Raw genomic sequence first — 15446 nt, 5'->3', positions numbered from 1 at the left:
CCATGCGTACTGCCTACAGCGTGGAGACCGTACGGGCCGCCGAGCGCGAGCTGATGGCCCGGCTGCCGGACGGCGCCCTGATGCAGCGCGCGGCGGCCGGACTGGCCGCCGTGTGCGCGAAGCGGCTGGGACGGGTCTCCGGATCCCGGGTGGTCCTGCTGGTGGGGCCCGGGGACAACGGGGGCGACGCGCTGTACGCGGGGGCCCGGCTGGCCCGGCGCGGGGCCGGGGTGTGGGCCGTACCGATGGACCCGGAGCGGATGCATCCGGGCGGGCTCGCCGCGCTGCGGCGGGCCGGCGGGCGGATCGCGGACCGGATCCCGGACCGCGTGGACCTGGTCCTGGACGGTCTGCTGGGCATCGGCGGGCGGGGCGGGCTGCGGGAAGCGGCGGCCGCGCTGGTGGACGGCGTTCCGGCCGGCGTGCCCGTGGTGGCCGTGGACCTGCCCAGCGGGGTGGACGCGGACACCGGCGAGCTGGCGGGACGGGCCGCCACCGCCGAACTCACCGTGACCTTCGGCGCGTACAAGCCGGGCCTGCTGATCGATCCCGGGGCGTCCAGGGCGGGCGAGGTGCGCCTGGTGGACATCGGGCTGGAGCTGCCGGGGGAACCGGCCGTGGAGGCGCTGGAGGACGAGGACGTGCGGCGGCTGCTGCCCGCACCCACCGCCGCGAGCGACAAGTACCGGCGCGGGGTCGTCGGCCTGGTCGCCGGCTCGGCGCAGTACCCGGGCGCGGCCGTGCTCACCGTGGCGGGTGCGCTGCGGGGCGGTGCGGGCGCGGTGCGGTACGTCGGGCCGGCGGCGGAGGCGGTGCTGGCCCGGTACCCCGAGGTGCTGATCGGCGAGGGCCGGGTACAGGCGTGGGTGCTCGGGCCCGGGCTGGGCAGCGGGCCGGTGCGGCTGCCTGCGGGGGACGTCCCGCTGCTGATCGACGCGGACGGGCTGCGCGGGCTCACCCCGGAGGCGGTCCGGGCCCGGACCGCCGAGACCCTGCTGACCCCGCACGCGGGGGAGGCGGCGGCGCTGCTCGGCGTGTCGCGGGACGAGGTCGAGCGGGGCCGGCTGGCGGCGGTGCGGGAGCTGGCGGAGCGGTTCGGGGCGACGGTGCTGCTGAAGGGGTCGACGACGCTGGTGTGCGGGCCGGGGGGCGGCGCGGTCCGGGTCAACCCGACGGGGACGCCGTGGCTGGCGACGGCCGGGAGCGGGGATGTGCTGTCGGGGCTGGTGGGCGGGCTGCTCGCGGCGGGGGTGGGGGCGCGGGATGCGGGGGCTGTGGGGGCGTATCTGCACGGGTTGGCGGGGTTTGCGGCTGCCGGGTTTTTGGGGGGCAGGGGCCGGGGCGGGGGTGGGGGTGGCGCGGCTGCGGGGGCGCCCGTTACCGCGTACGAGGTGGCGTTGGCGGTGCCGGGGGTTTGGCGGGGGCTGGGTGGGGGTGGGGGTGCTGGGGCCCTGCGGGGCTGATCCCCCACCCCGCCCCTTCCCGTAACCGGGGGCTCCGCCCCCGGGCCCCCGGGGCTCCGCCCCGGACCCGTTCGGGGGCTCCGCCCCCGGCCCCCCGCGCCTCAAACGCTGGCGGGGCTGGGTGGGGCTCCGACCCCGGCGGGTGGGTGGGGTGGCCGGGCGGCGGTGGGGCTGGGAGGGGGCGCCGGCCTTGGCGGGTGAGTGGGGTGGCCGGGTGGAGGCGGGGCCTCAAGCGGCGGTGGGCCGGTGGCTGAGGTGACACAGGCCTGGTGGGGAAAGTGCTGGCCACCGGTGGGGGTGGGCGCTTCGGGGGCGTGGGGGGAAGGGTGTCTGAGAGACTGACCGGGATGAACGAGACACCGCGCGTACACGCCGAGATCGATCTTGACGCCGTACGGGGGAACGTGCGCGCTCTGCGCGACCGGGCGCCCCGGGCCGAGCTGATGGCCGTCGTCAAGGCAGACGCTTACGGGCACGGGGCCGTCCCCTGCGCCCGTGCGGCCCGGGAGGCCGGCGCCTCCTGGCTCGGGACCGCCACGCCCCAGGAGGCCCTGGAGCTGCGTGCGGCCGGTGTCGACGGCCGGATCATGTGCTGGCTGTGGACCCCCGGCGGGCCCTGGCGGGAGGCCGTCGAGGCGGATGTCGACGTCTCGGTCAGTGGTGTGTGGGCCCTGGACGCGGTGCGGGAAGCCGCCCGCGCGGCCGGGCGCACGGCCAGGATCCACCTGAAGGCCGACACCGGCCTCGGCCGGAACGGCTGCCAGCCGGCCGACTGGGCCGAGCTCGTCGGCGCGGCCGTCGCCGCCCAGGCGGAGGGCACCGTCAGGATCACCGGCCTCTGGTCGCACTTCGCGTGCGCGGACGAGCCCGGCCATCCGTCCATCCAGCTCCAGCTCGGCGCCTTCCGGGACATGGTCGAGTACGCCGAGAAGGAGGGAGCGGAGCCCGAGGTCCGGCACATCGCGAACTCGCCCGCGACCCTGACCCTCCCCGAGAGCCACTTCGACCTCGTCCGTCCCGGCCTCGCCGTCTACGGCGTGTCCCCCGCCCCCGAACTCGGCACCCCCGCCCAGCTCGGCCTGCGCCCCGCCATGACCCTCAAGGCCTCGGTGGCCCTGGTGAAGAACGTGCCGGCCGGACACGGCGTCAGCTACGGACACCACTACACCACCACCGCCGAAACCAGCCTCGCGCTGATTCCGGCCGGCTACGCCGACGGGATCCCCCGGCACGCCTCCGGGCGCGGCCCGGTCCTGGTCGGCGGGAAGATCAGGACCGCCGCCGGGCGGGTGGCCATGGACCAGTTCGTGGTCGATCTGGGGCCGGGCGAGCACGGTGTGCGGCCCGGCGACGAGGCCGTTCTGTTCGGGACCGGCGAGCACGGCGAACCCACCGCCGAGGACTGGGCTCAAGCGGCAGACACGATTGCGTATGAGATCGTCACCCGTATCGGGGGGCGGGTGCCCCGGGTGTACCGCAACGGCTGACTGGCGGCCGAGTGAGGACGGGCGGCGTGGGCGAGAACTGGCGGAAGGCCGGCTGGGCAGGGGCCGCGATCGGCGTCATGGCCGCGGGCGCGGCCGCCGGAGTCGCGGTCGAGCGGCTCACGGTGGGCCGTGGCATGCGGATGAAGGCCCGGGTGGCCCTGGACGCGGCCGGCCCCTACGGTTCGCTGCGCGGCCTGGAGGGCACCACCCGCGCCGAGGACGGCACCGAGCTCCACTACGAGGTCGACGAACTGCCCGCGGACACCCGACGCCGCCGCCCGCTGCGCCGCAACGCGTCCGCAACCGCGGTGACCGTCGTCTTCTGCCACGGCTACTGCCTCAGCCAGGACTCCTGGCATTTCCAGCGGGCCGCGCTCCGGGGCGTCGTCCGCAGCGTCTACTGGGACCAGCGAAGCCACGGCCTGTCCGACCGCGGCCTGGCCCAGGCCGACGGCGAGCCCGTCACCATCGACCAGCTCGGCCGCGATCTGAAGGCCGTCATCGACGCAGCCGCCCCCGAGGGCCCGCTCGTCCTCGTCGGCCACTCCATGGGCGGTATGACGATCATGGCGCTGGCCGAGCAGTTCCCGGAGCTGCTCCGGGACCGGGTGCGCGCCGTGCTGCTGGCCGGCACCTCCAGCGGCCGGCTCGACGAGGTCACGTACGGACTCCCCTCGGTCGGCATGACCGCGGTGCGCCGCGTGCTGCCGGGCGTGCTGCGGGCGCTCGGCTCGCAGGTGGAGCTGGTGGAGAAGGGCCGCCGGGCCACCGCCGACCTCTTCGCCGGCATGATCAAGCGGTACTCCTTCGGCTCCCGGGACGTGGACCCGGGCGTGGCGCGCTTCGCGGAGCGGCTCATCGAGGCCACGCCCATCGACGTGGTCGCCGAGTTCTACCCGGCGTTCGCGGCCCACGACAAGACGGCCGCCCTGCAGCAGTTCGTGGGGCTCCCGGTGACCGTGATCGCCGGCGACAAGGACATGGTCACCCCGCCCGAGCACAGCGAGGACATCAAGGCCGAACTCCCGGACGCCGAGCTGGTGGTGCTGGAGAACGCCGGCCACCTGCTGATGCTGGAGCACCCGGAGACCGTCACCGGTCTGCTGCTCGACCTGCTGGCGCGCAGCGGTGCGGTGCCCGGAGCCACTACCGTTGGCTCCTATGGAAGCACCGCACACCCAGGCGGCTGAGACCGCCGCCGCTGTCGCCGTCACCGTCGATTCGCCCGAGCGGATGCAGGACCTGGGCCGCCGGATCGCCGCTCTGCTGCGCCCCGGCGACCTCGTGCTGCTGACCGGCGAGCTCGGCGCGGGCAAGACCACGCTGACCCGGGGCCTGGGCGAGGGCCTGGGCGTGCGCGGGGCCGTGACCTCGCCGACCTTCGTGATCGCCCGGGTCCATCCGTCGCTGGTCGGTGGCCCGCCGCTGGTGCACGTGGACGCGTACCGGCTCGGCGGCGGCCTGGACGAGATGGAGGACCTGGACCTCGACGTGTCGCTGCCCGAATCGGTGGTCGTGGTCGAGTGGGGCGACGGCAAGGTCGAGGACCTGTCGGAGGACCGGCTGCACGTGGTCATCGCGCGGGCGGTGGGCCACGAGGAGGTGCTCGACGACGTCCGGGAGGTCTCGGTGCGCGGCGTCGGCGCCCGCTGGGACGCGGCGCAGCTCAAGACGCTGACCGAGCCCGCGGTCTGACCTGCGGGCGGGCCTGTGGGCCGACTCGCCCGTCGACCGGCGGGCTGGCCGGCGGGTCGGCCGCGCCGAAACGTACCGACATTGCGTCGGCAAGATATTGCGCGGGTGCCGGGCAGCGTGATGACATGGTATCGAGCACCGGTTAGGGCTACCTAACTTCGGCGTATCCGGATGCAGGAGGCAGCCATGTCGGCCATGTCGGCAGCAGAGCGGGGAGACGCGCCCCGTCAGACCGGCCCCGCCCTCGTCCCCTTCGGCCTGACCATGCAGGCGCTGCTCGCCTCCTGCGCGGCGGCCACGGCGGTCTCCACACCACCGAAGTCGGAGCAGCACGAGGACGGCGAAGACGGCGGGGGCGGCGAGACCGGGGAGGAGCCCGCGGCGGCCTGAGCCGGCCGGGTGTCCTGTCCTCGTACGGCGCCTCGTCCTCCGTACGGGTGAAGGTGGCGCGGTGGGGGAAACGGGCGGGATGCGGGACCTGAGCGACGCGCGGGGCCCACGGGTCCCACGGGGTCTAAGGGACGACGACGACCTTCGAGTTGACCGTCGCGAACGCCCACATCGCGTCACCGTCGGCACGCGTCATGCGGATGCCGCCGGTCTTCTTCCGCGCGTCCGGCTCCGGCAGGGACCCGTCCACCCGGGCGCTGAAACCGATCACCACGCCGTCCTTGTTGGTGAACCGTACGACGTGCTCGATCGGCACCCCGTCCGAACCGGTCACCGAACCCGAGCGCGAGCCGACCGCATAGCTGCCCGGCTTCGGGTGCACCGTGCTCGGCATCACCGTGAACGTGCGGGGCTGGGCCCCGGCCGTGGTCTCCACCAGCCACACCCGCTTCTGGCCCACCGAGTAGACGACCCGCTTGCCGACGCCCGAGTTCTCCGGGACCGCGGCCGGCTTCGCCGGGTCCTGCGGAGCGGTGGACTGGCTCGCCGGCGTGTTCGCGGGCTGCCGGGCCTGCGCGGCCGGCCGCTCCGGCGCACTCGCCGAGGCCTGGTAGGCGAGGAAGCCGACCACGGCGATCGCCGCCGCCGTGAGCCCGGCCACGATTCCCGAGCTGCTGCGTGCCACCTTGCTCCACCTTCCCCGGTGCTTCCCCTGATCCAATCCTGGGTCGACGGTAGCAGCCGGGGCGTGAAGGATCGGGCCGCAACGGGCGCAGGCGGCCGCCGTCCCGGGAGTCGTAGGCTGTTCGCGTGCTCTTGCTCGCAGTAGATACCGCCACGCCCGCCGTCACCGTCGCCCTCCACGACGGCGAATCCGTCCTCGCCGAGTCCAGCCAGGTCGACGCCCGGCGCCACGGGGAGCTCCTGCTGCCCGCCGTCGACGCGGTCCTCGCCGAGGCCGGCCTGAAGCTCGACGCCGTGACCGGCATCGTCGTGGGCACCGGCCCCGGCCCCTACACCGGGCTGCGCGTCGGCCTGGTCACCGCCGCCGCCTTCGCCTCCGCGCTCGGCGTCCCCGTGCACGGGCTGTGCACCCTCGACGGCCTCGCGTACGCCGCCGGGTCCGCCGGCCTCGAAGGCCCCTTCGTCGTCGCCACCGACGCACGCCGCAAGGAGGTCTACTGGGCGCGGTACGAGGACCCGCGCACCCGCGTCGGCGAGCCCGCCGTGGACCGGCCGGCCGACATCGCCGAGCAGGTCGCCGGGCTGCCCGCGGTGGGTGCGGGCGCACTGCTCTACCCCGAGGTCTTCCCGGACGCGCGCGGCCCCGAACACCAGTCGGCGGCGGCCCTCGCCTCCCTCGCCGCGGAACGGCTCGCGGCCGGCGACGAATCCCCCGGCTTCCTCCCGCCGACCCCGCTCTACCTGCGCCGGCCCGACGCGCAGGTCCCCAAGAACTACAAGGTGGTCACCCCCCAGTGACCGTGTCCACCGAGGCCGTCGTGCTGCGCGAGATGCGGTGGTGGGACATCGAGCCCGTGCTGGAACTGGAGCACGAGCTGTTCCCCGAGGACGCCTGGTCCGCCGGCATGTTCTGGTCCGAACTGGCCCACGCGCGCGGCCCCCGGGCCACCCGCCGCTACGTGGTGGCGGAGACGGTTCCCGACAGCAGCCCCGGCAACGGCCCCGCCACGGGCGCCGGGGCGGGCGCGGGCCGCATCGTCGGCTACGCCGGACTGGCCGCCGCCGGCGACCTGGGCGACGTACAGACCATCGCGGCCGCCCGCGACCAGTGGGGGACCGGGCTCGGCGCCCGGCTGCTCACCGACCTGCTGCGCGCCGCCACCGCCTTCGAATGCGCCGAGGTGCTGCTGGAGGTGCGGGTGGACAACACCCGCGCCCAGAAGCTCTACGAGCGCTTCGGCTTCGAGGCGATCGGCTTCCGGCGCGGCTACTACCAGCCCGGCAACGTCGACGCGCTCGTCATGCGCCTTTCCGACCCCGCAAGCTCTGTGAGCCCCGAAGGCTCCGTACGAAGTGAGAACCATGGCTGACGAACCCCTCGTCCTCGGCATCGAGACCTCCTGCGACGAGACCGGCGTCGGCATCGTCCGCGGCACCACGCTGCTCGCGGACGCGGTCGCGTCGAGCGTCGACGAGCACGCGCGCTTCGGGGGCGTGGTCCCCGAGGTCGCCTCCCGCGCCCACCTGGAGGCGATGGTTCCGACCATCGAGCGGGCCCTGGCGGAAGCCGGGGTCTCCGCCCGCGACCTGGACGGCATCGCGGTCACGGCCGGCCCCGGCCTGGCCGGCGCCCTGCTGGTCGGCACCTCGGCGGCCAAGGCCTACGCGTACGCGCTGGGCAAGCCGCTCTACGGGGTGAACCACCTGGCCTCGCACATCTGCGTGGACCAGCTGGAGCACGGGCCGCTGCCCGAACCGACGATGGCCCTGCTGGTGTCCGGCGGACACTCCTCGCTGCTGCTGGCACCGGACATCACCTCCGACGTACGGCCGCTCGGCGCGACCATCGACGACGCGGCCGGCGAGGCCTTCGACAAGATCGCGCGGGTGCTGAACCTGGGCTTCCCCGGCGGCCCGGTGATCGACCGGCTCGCCAAGGAGGGCGACCCGGCCGCCATCCACTTCCCGCGCGGGCTGACCGGGCCGCGCGACGCGGCGTACGACTTCTCCTTCTCCGGGCTGAAGACGGCCGTGGCCCGCTGGATCGAGGCGAAGCGCAACGCGGGGGAGGACGTGCCGGTGCGGGACGTGGCCGCGTCCTTCCAGGAAGCCGTGGTGGACGTCCTCACCCGCAAGGCCATCCGGGCCTGCAAGGACGAGGGCGTCGACCACCTGATGATCGGCGGCGGGGTGGCGGCGAACTCCCGGCTGCGCGCGCTGGCGCAGGAGCGCTGCGACGACGCCGGGATCGTCCTGCGGGTGCCGCGTCCCAAGCTGTGCACGGACAACGGGGCGATGGTGGCGGCGCTGGGCGCGGAGATGGTCGCCCGGAACCGGCCGGCCTCGGACTGGGACCTGTCCGCGGACTCCTCCCTGCCGGTCACCGACCCGCACGTGCCGGGCACCTCGCACGGGCACGGGCACGGCCACGGGCACGGGAGCTCGCACGGGCACGACCACGTCCACGAGTCGAGCAAGGACAACCTCTACTCATGAGCATCACGGTCGCGCTGATGTGGGAGGCCCGGGCCGTCGACGGGCGGGGCAACGAACTGCTCGAATGGGCCCGTTCGCGGGTCCTGGCGAGCGAGCCGGTGCGCCGCGAGGTGTTCCGCGCCCCGCAGGACCGGGTCCTCGTCATCACCTGGTGGGAGGCGGACTCCATCACGGCGGAACTGCCCGAACTCCCGGAACCCGCACCGGACCTGATCACCCGCCCGGTCCACCGCTGGCGCTTCGAGGCGGTCTCCTAGGCCGACGCGGTCACGAGAGTCCGCAACATGACGCCGTCGTGGGGGAGTCCGGCGGTCCTGGACGGGGCTCCGGCTATCGTCATGCGCATGCCTCGCCGTCACCTGCCGCCCCCACCGCCGCCCGCGCACCTGCGCGCATGGCACGACGCGGCCGTCCTGCAGGACGACCGGGCCCGGTTCCTGACGGAGTTGGCGCGGCACAGCCTGGGGCTCACCCGGCTGCTGCTGCTGTGGTCGGCGGCCGCGGTCTTCGCCTTCGGCTGGTCCTTCCTCGGCATGGCCCTGATGTCCTTCGAGCAGGGCGACGGCCTCGGCCTCCTGATCGGCGGGGCCTTCGCCGCCCTCGGGTTCGGCGTGCTGGTGCCGGCCGGGTTCTGGTTCGCCTGGGGCGCCCGGCGGGACCGCGAGGTGCGGCAACTCCTCTGCGCCTGGGCCGACTCGGAGCCGGCGGGCAACGACCCGGCGGCGGAGGCCCGGCTGCGCGCCCCGGGCCGCAGCCTGGGCTGGCTGCTGAGCTCCTTCGGGCTGTGCGCGGCCGGCCTGTGGGTGTCCTTCGGGTCGGCGGCCTCGGCCCGGCCGGACGGGGACACGTACGGCGAGGTCGCCTACTACATCGGCCTCGGCATGATCCTCTGGATCACCGGGCTGCTGGGCGCCGGGAAGGCCGCCGCCCACTACCGCTGGGCGCTGCGCGCCTTCACCGGGCCGGGCCGGCGGGCGAGCCGATGAGCATGGACGGCGCCCCGGCCACCCGGGTGAGGATGACCGTTGCCGCGTTCCGGCCCTGAGGCTTGACCTTCCTGCGGAGTTCCTCCGGCTCGATCGCCGAACCGCGCTTCTTCACGGTCAGCACCCCCACCTCGCGCTCGCGCAGCAGCGCCTTGAGCTTCTTCAGGTTGAAGGGGAGCACATCGGTGATCTCGTACGCGGTGGCGTACGGGGTCGGGCGGAGCTCGTCGGCGGTGATGTAGGCGATGGTCGGGTCGATCAGCCGGCCGTCGAGCGCGGCCGCGACCTCGGCGACCAGGTGGGCCCGGATGACGGCGCCGTCGGGCTCGTACAGGTAGCGGCCGACCGGGCCGGGCTCGGGATCGGGCAGCGGGACCTCGGGGCAGAGCGAGTGCGGGCCGGGCAGCAGGGTCGCGCGGACCGCCCCGGGCGCCGTCCCGAACCAGAGCACCGCTTCCTTCACGTCCCCCTGGTCGGAGATCCACTCCGCCTCCGCCTCGGCCGGGACGGCCTCGTGCGGGATACCGGGGGCGATCTTGATGGCTGCGTACCGCGCCCTGTGGGCGGCCTGGACGGCCCAGGACAGTGGCGGCGAGTACGCCTCCGGATCGAAGGTCCGGCCGCGTCCGCCGCGCCGCGCCGGATCCAGGAAGACGGCGTCGTAGCCGTCCGTCCCGACCTCCGTCACATCCGCCTCGCGGACCTCGATCAGTCCCTCCAGCCCCAGCGCCTCGGCATTGGCCCGGGCCACGTCGGCGGTCAGCGGATCGCGGTCCACGGCCAGCACCCGGATGCCGGCCCGGGCGAGCGCGATCGCGTCCCCGCCGATGCCGCAGCACAGGTCGGCCAGGCTGCGCACGCCGAGCGCGGACAGCCGCTCGGCGCGGTACGCGGCCACGCTCGCCCGGGTGGCCATCTCGACCCCGCCGGGCGTGAAGAACATCCGGTACGCGTCCTCGGCACCGAACTTCGCCACCGCGCGCTGCCGCAGCCGGGCCTGTCCCAGGGCCGCGGAGACTAGTCCGGCCGGGTGGTCTCGGCGCAGCCGGGTGGCGACGGCGAGCTCCTGGGAGGGGTCGTAGTCGCGCAGCGAGTCGAGGAGGGCGCGGCCCTCGGGGGTGAGGAGGGCGGCGAAATCGTGCTGGTTCACCGGCTCATTGTGCGCCAGCCGGTGGAAGGTGCGGATCCGGTCGAGGTGTCGTCCGAGGAGCGGCGCGGCGGGCTGACAATATGCCCAGCTATGCAGCTAGTAGGAAAAAAGGAACAAAAGACCCATCGGATCGTCGGTTCGCGCGGCCGGTTCGGGGTGGCGCTGGCCGCGCTGCTGGTCGCCGCCCTCGGCACCGCCTGCGGATCCGGCGACACGGACAAGCAGCCGGGCAAGCACGACAAGCTCAAGGCGGGCAGCGAGGCCGGCGCAGGCGGCGCGCCCGTCAACCCGGCGGCCCAGCGCAAGCAGAAGGAACTGGCCCGGCTCGCCGCCGTCAAGAAGTGGGGACTGGCCAAGACCCCGCTGATCGCCCCGGCGGCACCGAAGGAAAAGCCCGAGATCGAGACCCGTGAAGGGTTCGAGGTCGAGGACCACGAGGGCCTCCCGCCGGTGTTCACCACCATCCCCACCGAGGAGAAGGTCGTCTTCCTGACGGTCGACGACGGTGCGGAGAAGGACCCCGAGTTCCTGAGGATGATGCAGGAGCTCGACATCCCGTACACCGCCTTCCTCAGCGACTACCTGGTGCGGGACAACTACCCGTACTTCAAGAAGATGCAGGCGGCCGGCGTCACCCTCAACAACCACTCCCTCAACCACCGCTACATGCCGGCCCTCTCGTACGAGAAGCAGCGGCAGGAGATCTGCGGGCAGCAGGCGACGATCCAGAAGGAGTTCGGCAAGCGGCCCACCGTGTTCCGCCCGCCGTACGGCAACTACAACGAGGACACCCTGCGCGCGGCCAAGTCCTGCGGGATCAAGCACGTTCCGCTGTGGAACGCCGAGGCCTTCCCGGACAAGATGGACTACCGCGAATGGGACCGGGACCTGCACCCCGGCGACATCATCCTCACGCACTTCCGGGGGCGGGAGGACTGGAAGGGAACCATGCCTGACATGATCCGTCAGGTGATGAAGACCGTCACGGCGAAGGGATACGCCGTGGCCCGCCTGGAGGACTACCTGTGATGAGCGCGCGCCGGCTGACGGCCGGAATCCTGGCGGCCGGCGCGCTCGCGCTCTCCCTGGCGGCGTGCGGGGACAGCGTGGAACCCATCGAACGGCTCGGCCGGAAGGCGACGGAGGAGGTCCAGGGCGACGGCCCGACCTCCCCGCCCCCGTCCGCCTCCTCCGGGTCCGTGTCTGCGAAACCGTCGCCGTCCTCGGAGGCGTACAAACGCTGGGGCCTGTCCCGGCCGGTGGAGTTCGCGTCGAAGCCGGCGCACCGGCCGCCGCTGCCGAAGGCAGGGCCCGGGCGGGTGCCGGTCGTGGACCGAATACCCGTGCCGGCGGGGGAGAAGACGGTCTTCCTCACCTTCGACGACGGGGCCGAACGCGATCCCGAGTTCCTGAAGCTGGCGGCCGACCTCGAACTGCCGATCAGCATGTTCCTCACCGACAGCGTCGCCTCCGGGGGCTACGACTACTTCGCGAAGCTCCGCGACCTGGGCAACGGCAGCGTCATCCACAACCACACGCTGACCCACCCCAACATGCGGACCCTGTCGTACGAGGCCCAGAAGGCCCAGATATGCGGCCAGCAGGCCCGCCTGACGACCCGCTTCGGTACCCGCCCCCGCCTGTTCCGCCCGCCGTACGGCAACTACAACGACAACACCCTCCGCGCGGCCAAGGACTGCGGTGCGGAGGCGGTGGTCCTGTGGCGGGCGTCGATGCAGATACGCAACCTCCAGTACGCGGAGGGCTCCGCCCTCAAGCCCGGCGACATCATCCTGGCCCACTTCCGTGGCCCGTCGGAGCTGAAGGGCTCGACGGAGACGCAGATGACCATCCGCATGCTGCAGAAGATCCAGGAACAGGGCTTCAAAATAGGCCGCTTGGAGGACTACCTGTAGGCCACCGGGCGACGACGGCCCGGCCGTGGCGGCGGCGCAGCCCGAGAAGGAACCCTCAACGGAACAACGGGCGCGGCTCGATGCGTTCCTCGACGGCGGAATCGCCTTGGCGCGCGACGACGTATGCCCCCTTGCCGGGCACTTCCGTGACGGCTTCGACCAGCTTGGTCCCGCGGTAGACCAGGCCCACTCCGTCGTCGGAGCAGTGGGTCTCGGGCAGGGTGCCGTCGGCCACCAGCCGGTGGACCAGAGGGCGCCGGCCCGCGTCGGTGTCGTAGTGCACTCCGTTGCCGTACGGCAGGAGGCCCAGGGCGTTGGTGAGGGGCCGCAGCTCGGGTCCGAAGGAGTCGGTCGTGCCACCCCTGAACCAGCAGATCGATCCCGCGCTGACTCCGCTGAGCACGACGCCCGCCTCCCAGGCGCGGCGGAAGACGTCGTCGAGCCCGTGGACCCGCCACACGGCCAAGAGGTTCGCCACCGAGCCGCCCATCACCCAGATCACGTCCTGCTCGAGAACCGTGCCCTCCACGTCATCGAGGTTGGGCATCGGAAAGAGCTGCAGGGGCGTCAGATCGAACCCGGCCACCCGGCCGGCCTCGTGCATGCGTGCGGTGAAGTGTTCGGCGTCGCCGATGGCCGTGCCGACGTACATGACCCGGGGACGGCGGCCGTGGACCCCCGACAGTTCGACGGCGTGATGCACCAATCCGCCGAACGACACCATGGTCCGGCCTCCCGCGCGGTGCCCACCGGAAGTGGCGAGAATCGTGGGCTCTGAGGCAGTCATACCGGTGATCCTATTGGCCCAACGGCCTCGACCACGAGGTACTTGTGGAGTCACCCGCCCGGCATCCCGTTCCGAGCTACCGGGCGGGCGGGGCGGTCGCTCAACGCAGCTTGAGCACGCTCCTGACACCGGCATGGTCGGAGGGCCACAGGCCCGACGGGGTGCGGTCGGCCTGTTCGGCGCCCACTCGATCCGTTTTCAGTGCGGTGACCTTGCCGCGGAAGAGCACGTAGTCGATGCGCTGCGTGAGGCTCGAGGCCGCGTTCCGCAGGTTGGCGGCCTGGCAGCAGGTGAAGCCGGGGTCTCGGCCCCGGGTGGCGGTCCACGCATCGGTGAAGCCGGCGGCCAGGAGGCGGTTGTAGGTCTGGGTGTTGGTCCCCGGTGTTGCGCCGACTCCGCCGGCGGCCGAGTTGAGGTCGCCGAGGAGCACGGTGGGGAGTTTGGTGTCCAGCGGGCCGGCGAGCAGTTCGCCGGCCTGTGCTTCCTGGACCGCGGGAGAGGAGGGCTCCAGATGGGTGCTGACCACCCGGGCGGTGCGGCCGCGCACGGTGGCGTCGGCGGCGACCCAGCCGCGTCGGATCCGGAGGGGAGCGGTGACGTCCGGGCAGCCGAACGCCGGCCGGCAGATTTCCACGTGGTTCTGGAACACGCCGGACTGCGCGTTGTCCACGGAGAACGCACGGGCGGGCAGGTCGGTGCGGGCCAGGAGCACGTCGCGGTCGGTCAGCCGGATGTCCTGCAGGCCGCCGCCGGGCAGGGCCCGCGGGGCCTCGAAGTCGCTGCCTACGGTGACGCTGGCCACGGCCTCGTAGTGCTTGCCCCGGGAGGCGAGCTCGTCGAGGAGGATCTGCAGGAAGTCGTACTCGACGTGGGTGGCACGGCCCGGTCCGGCGGGCGTCTGGCTGAGCCACAGCACGGCTTCCTGAAGGCCCACGAGGTGGGGGTCGCTGTCGGCGATCTCGTCGGCCAGCGCCTCGGCACGCTCGGGAAAGTCCGTCGCCTGAACGTTCGCGTACACCGTGGTCACCGCCTGGACGAGCGTCTCTTGGCTGGTGGCGGCGAGGACGGGCGCGAGATCGGCACCCAGGTAGAGGTTGCGGGTCAGGACCCGCAAAGGGGCTGAGGGCTCGGCTGCGGAGGCCGCGGTGAACGACCCTGGTGCGAGCAGCAGGACCGTGCACAGGGCGGATGTGAGGAAACGGCGCATCATGCAGGGAGACCTTTCGGCGAAAAGCGGGCGAAAGCCCGCATCTTCGGCGAAACCTATGGCGACCTGTGGGATGTGGCGATCCAGCTGTAGTCCGGGCGGCCGATGCGCCGTTTCCGACGGTCACGACCAGAACGCGTCGTACGCGGGCGGATCAGTGGCCAGCACCCACCCCTCGGTGATCCTCCCGTCCCTGATGTGGAAGACGATGGCGTAGTCCATGTCGAGTTCCTTGCCTTCACGTGACGCCGTCACATGGAGCAGGGCGACCGTGTGGTCATCGTTGGCGAGTACGTCGTGGAGCCGTGGACGGTACGTACCGCCCGTCAGCTGGGCCTCCCGGCCGAACAGGGCGAACGTGGCCTCGCGTCCTCGGTGATCTCCTGCCAGCTGATTCCTGCCGCCGATGTGCCAGACCACATCGGGGTGGAAGCCTTCCGCCAGCGCATCCATGTCACCCGCCGAGAAGGCATCCATCACGCGGCGAAACACGGCGAGGTGTGGGTGATCGGTCATCAGCGCCTCCTACGGCGCGAGCCCACGGGCAGGCTCCGCATTGCGCGACCGTACCCACCGGAGCACGCCCTGCTGCCGCCGACACCAGACCACTCACCCGCTCGCCACGCGCGCCCCGCGTCTCCGCCCGCTCCCGCCCGACCAGGCTCCCCGGCTCCCCCTGGTGACTCGCACCCGCCCGCATCACCTCCCCGGCCTCCGCCACCTCCGCCACCACGGCCGGTCCGTCGGTCGCCTGACGGCCTGCACCGTGATGGGCGGTGGGGCGGCTTATGCCCGGCCCCAGACGGTCTGGTGACGCTATGCCGAGAGGAGCGCGTAGCGATCTGGCGCGCCCAGGGCTCCGGGCCTGCTGCCCGGGTCCGGCTTCGGTGAATCGGAGCCTGCCCGGGGCTCTGGGCCTGCTGCCCGGGTCTGGCTTCGGTGAATCGGAGCCCCCCCGGGGCTCTGGGCCTGCTGCCCGGGTCTGGCTTCGGTGAATCGGAGCTGTCCGCCCGTCAGGGCGGCCGGTCGGGCGGCAGCCGCCGCCCGACCTCCCTGGCGGGGCCGCATGGGGTCCTGTCCCTCCATGCCATTCCTTCGGGGCTTCCCGACAGTCCTTGTCTTTCCGGGGCCGGCCGGGCGGTCAAGGGTGGAGCGCAGCGACATCGCGAAGCGACGCGACCGAAG

Annotated in this window: 17 protein-coding genes; 12 read left to right on the top strand and 5 right to left on the bottom strand. The window is 73.2% G+C overall.

Annotated features, from left to right (window positions below):
- Positions 1-2: 2 nt before the first annotated feature.
- The 5 genes from AB0447_RS00085 to AB0447_RS00065 all read left to right on the top strand — a co-directional run bounded on the left by AB0447_RS00085 (position 3) and on the right by AB0447_RS00065 (position 5035).
- Entirely contained in the window at positions 3-1463 is a 1461-nt protein-coding gene (locus tag AB0447_RS00085; protein WP_366474116.1) for an NAD(P)H-hydrate dehydratase, read from the top strand.
- Positions 1464-1810: 347 nt separating this feature from the next.
- The gene (gene alr / locus AB0447_RS00080; RefSeq protein WP_366474115.1) at positions 1811-2950 is read left to right on the top strand and encodes an alanine racemase; all 1140 of its coding nucleotides are present in this window, start codon (positions 1811-1813) and stop codon (positions 2948-2950) included.
- 77 nt (positions 2951-3027) lie between these two features.
- The gene (locus tag AB0447_RS00075) at positions 3028-4140 is read left to right on the top strand and encodes an alpha/beta hydrolase (RefSeq protein ID WP_366474651.1); all 1113 of its coding nucleotides are present in this window, start codon (positions 3028-3030) and stop codon (positions 4138-4140) included.
- On the top strand, positions 4112-4645 hold the full coding sequence (gene tsaE, locus AB0447_RS00070) for a tRNA (adenosine(37)-N6)-threonylcarbamoyltransferase complex ATPase subunit type 1 TsaE (protein WP_366474114.1): 534 nt from the start codon (positions 4112-4114) through the stop codon (positions 4643-4645). Before AB0447_RS00075 ends, tsaE begins: the two co-directional genes overlap by 29 nt.
- Positions 4646-4831: 186 nt before the next feature.
- Complete coding sequence (locus AB0447_RS00065; RefSeq protein WP_366474113.1) at positions 4832-5035, top strand: hypothetical protein; 204 nt, start codon at positions 4832-4834, stop codon at positions 5033-5035.
- Between the two features lie 124 nt (positions 5036-5159).
- On the opposite strand, the gene AB0447_RS00060 is transcribed toward AB0447_RS00065, so the two are convergent.
- A complete protein-coding gene (locus AB0447_RS00060; protein WP_366474112.1) occupies positions 5160-5720 on the bottom strand; it encodes a hypothetical protein in 561 nt (186 codons plus the stop codon).
- Positions 5721-5845: 125 nt separating this feature from the next.
- Here AB0447_RS00060 and tsaB point away from each other — a divergent pair, with 125 nt between their 5' ends.
- The 5 genes from tsaB to AB0447_RS00035 all read left to right on the top strand — a co-directional run bounded on the left by tsaB (position 5846) and on the right by AB0447_RS00035 (position 9201).
- Positions 5846-6517 (top strand): tRNA (adenosine(37)-N6)-threonylcarbamoyltransferase complex dimerization subunit type 1 TsaB, encoded by a 672-nt coding sequence (gene tsaB, locus AB0447_RS00055; RefSeq protein ID WP_366474111.1) that lies wholly within the window; start codon positions 5846-5848, stop codon positions 6515-6517.
- Between the two features lie 32 nt (positions 6518-6549).
- A complete protein-coding gene (locus tag AB0447_RS00050) occupies positions 6550-7089 on the top strand; it encodes a GNAT family N-acetyltransferase (RefSeq protein ID WP_366474650.1) in 540 nt (179 codons plus the stop codon).
- A complete protein-coding gene (gene tsaD, locus AB0447_RS00045; protein WP_366474110.1) occupies positions 7082-8215 on the top strand; it encodes a tRNA (adenosine(37)-N6)-threonylcarbamoyltransferase complex transferase subunit TsaD in 1134 nt (377 codons plus the stop codon). The genes AB0447_RS00050 and tsaD overlap by 8 nt, the downstream gene beginning before the upstream one ends.
- On the top strand, positions 8212-8472 hold the full coding sequence (locus AB0447_RS00040) for a hypothetical protein (RefSeq protein WP_366474109.1): 261 nt from the start codon (positions 8212-8214) through the stop codon (positions 8470-8472). Before tsaD ends, AB0447_RS00040 begins: the two co-directional genes overlap by 4 nt.
- An 87-nt stretch (positions 8473-8559) precedes the next feature.
- A complete protein-coding gene (locus AB0447_RS00035) occupies positions 8560-9201 on the top strand; it encodes a hypothetical protein (RefSeq protein WP_366474108.1) in 642 nt (213 codons plus the stop codon).
- Here AB0447_RS00035 and AB0447_RS00030 read toward each other — a convergent pair.
- Positions 9170-10351 (bottom strand): methyltransferase domain-containing protein, encoded by a 1182-nt coding sequence (locus AB0447_RS00030; RefSeq protein WP_366474107.1) that lies wholly within the window; start codon positions 10349-10351, stop codon positions 9170-9172. The genes AB0447_RS00035 and AB0447_RS00030 overlap by 32 nt on opposite strands.
- Before the next feature lie 90 nt (positions 10352-10441).
- Here AB0447_RS00030 and AB0447_RS00025 point away from each other — a divergent pair, with 90 nt between their 5' ends.
- Together AB0447_RS00025 and AB0447_RS00020 are read left to right on the top strand one after the other, a co-directional pair.
- Complete coding sequence (locus tag AB0447_RS00025; protein WP_366474106.1) at positions 10442-11380, top strand: polysaccharide deacetylase family protein; 939 nt, start codon at positions 10442-10444, stop codon at positions 11378-11380.
- On the top strand, positions 11380-12267 hold the full coding sequence (locus AB0447_RS00020; protein WP_366474105.1) for a polysaccharide deacetylase family protein: 888 nt from the start codon (positions 11380-11382) through the stop codon (positions 12265-12267). The genes AB0447_RS00025 and AB0447_RS00020 overlap by 1 nt, the downstream gene beginning before the upstream one ends.
- Before the next feature lie 55 nt (positions 12268-12322).
- On the opposite strand, the gene AB0447_RS00015 is transcribed toward AB0447_RS00020, so the two are convergent.
- From AB0447_RS00015 to AB0447_RS00005, 3 genes are all read right to left on the bottom strand, one after another.
- Positions 12323-13054 (bottom strand): peptidase E, encoded by a 732-nt coding sequence (locus AB0447_RS00015; protein ID WP_366474104.1) that lies wholly within the window; start codon positions 13052-13054, stop codon positions 12323-12325.
- Positions 13055-13154: 100 nt separating this feature from the next.
- Positions 13155-14264, bottom strand: a complete 1110-nt coding sequence (locus AB0447_RS00010; protein WP_366474103.1) for an endonuclease/exonuclease/phosphatase family protein — start codon at positions 14262-14264, stop codon at positions 13155-13157.
- A gap of 120 nt (positions 14265-14384) precedes the next feature.
- The gene (locus AB0447_RS00005) at positions 14385-14777 is read right to left on the bottom strand and encodes a nuclear transport factor 2 family protein (RefSeq protein WP_366474102.1); all 393 of its coding nucleotides are present in this window, start codon (positions 14775-14777) and stop codon (positions 14385-14387) included.
- Between the last annotated feature and the right edge of the window lie 669 nt (positions 14778-15446).

It is taken from the genome of Streptomyces sp. NPDC051211 (genome assembly GCF_040689505.1).
Classification (GTDB): Bacteria; Actinomycetota; Actinomycetes; order Streptomycetales; family Streptomycetaceae; genus Streptomyces.
This window is presented reverse-complemented; position numbering and strand designations above follow the sequence as displayed.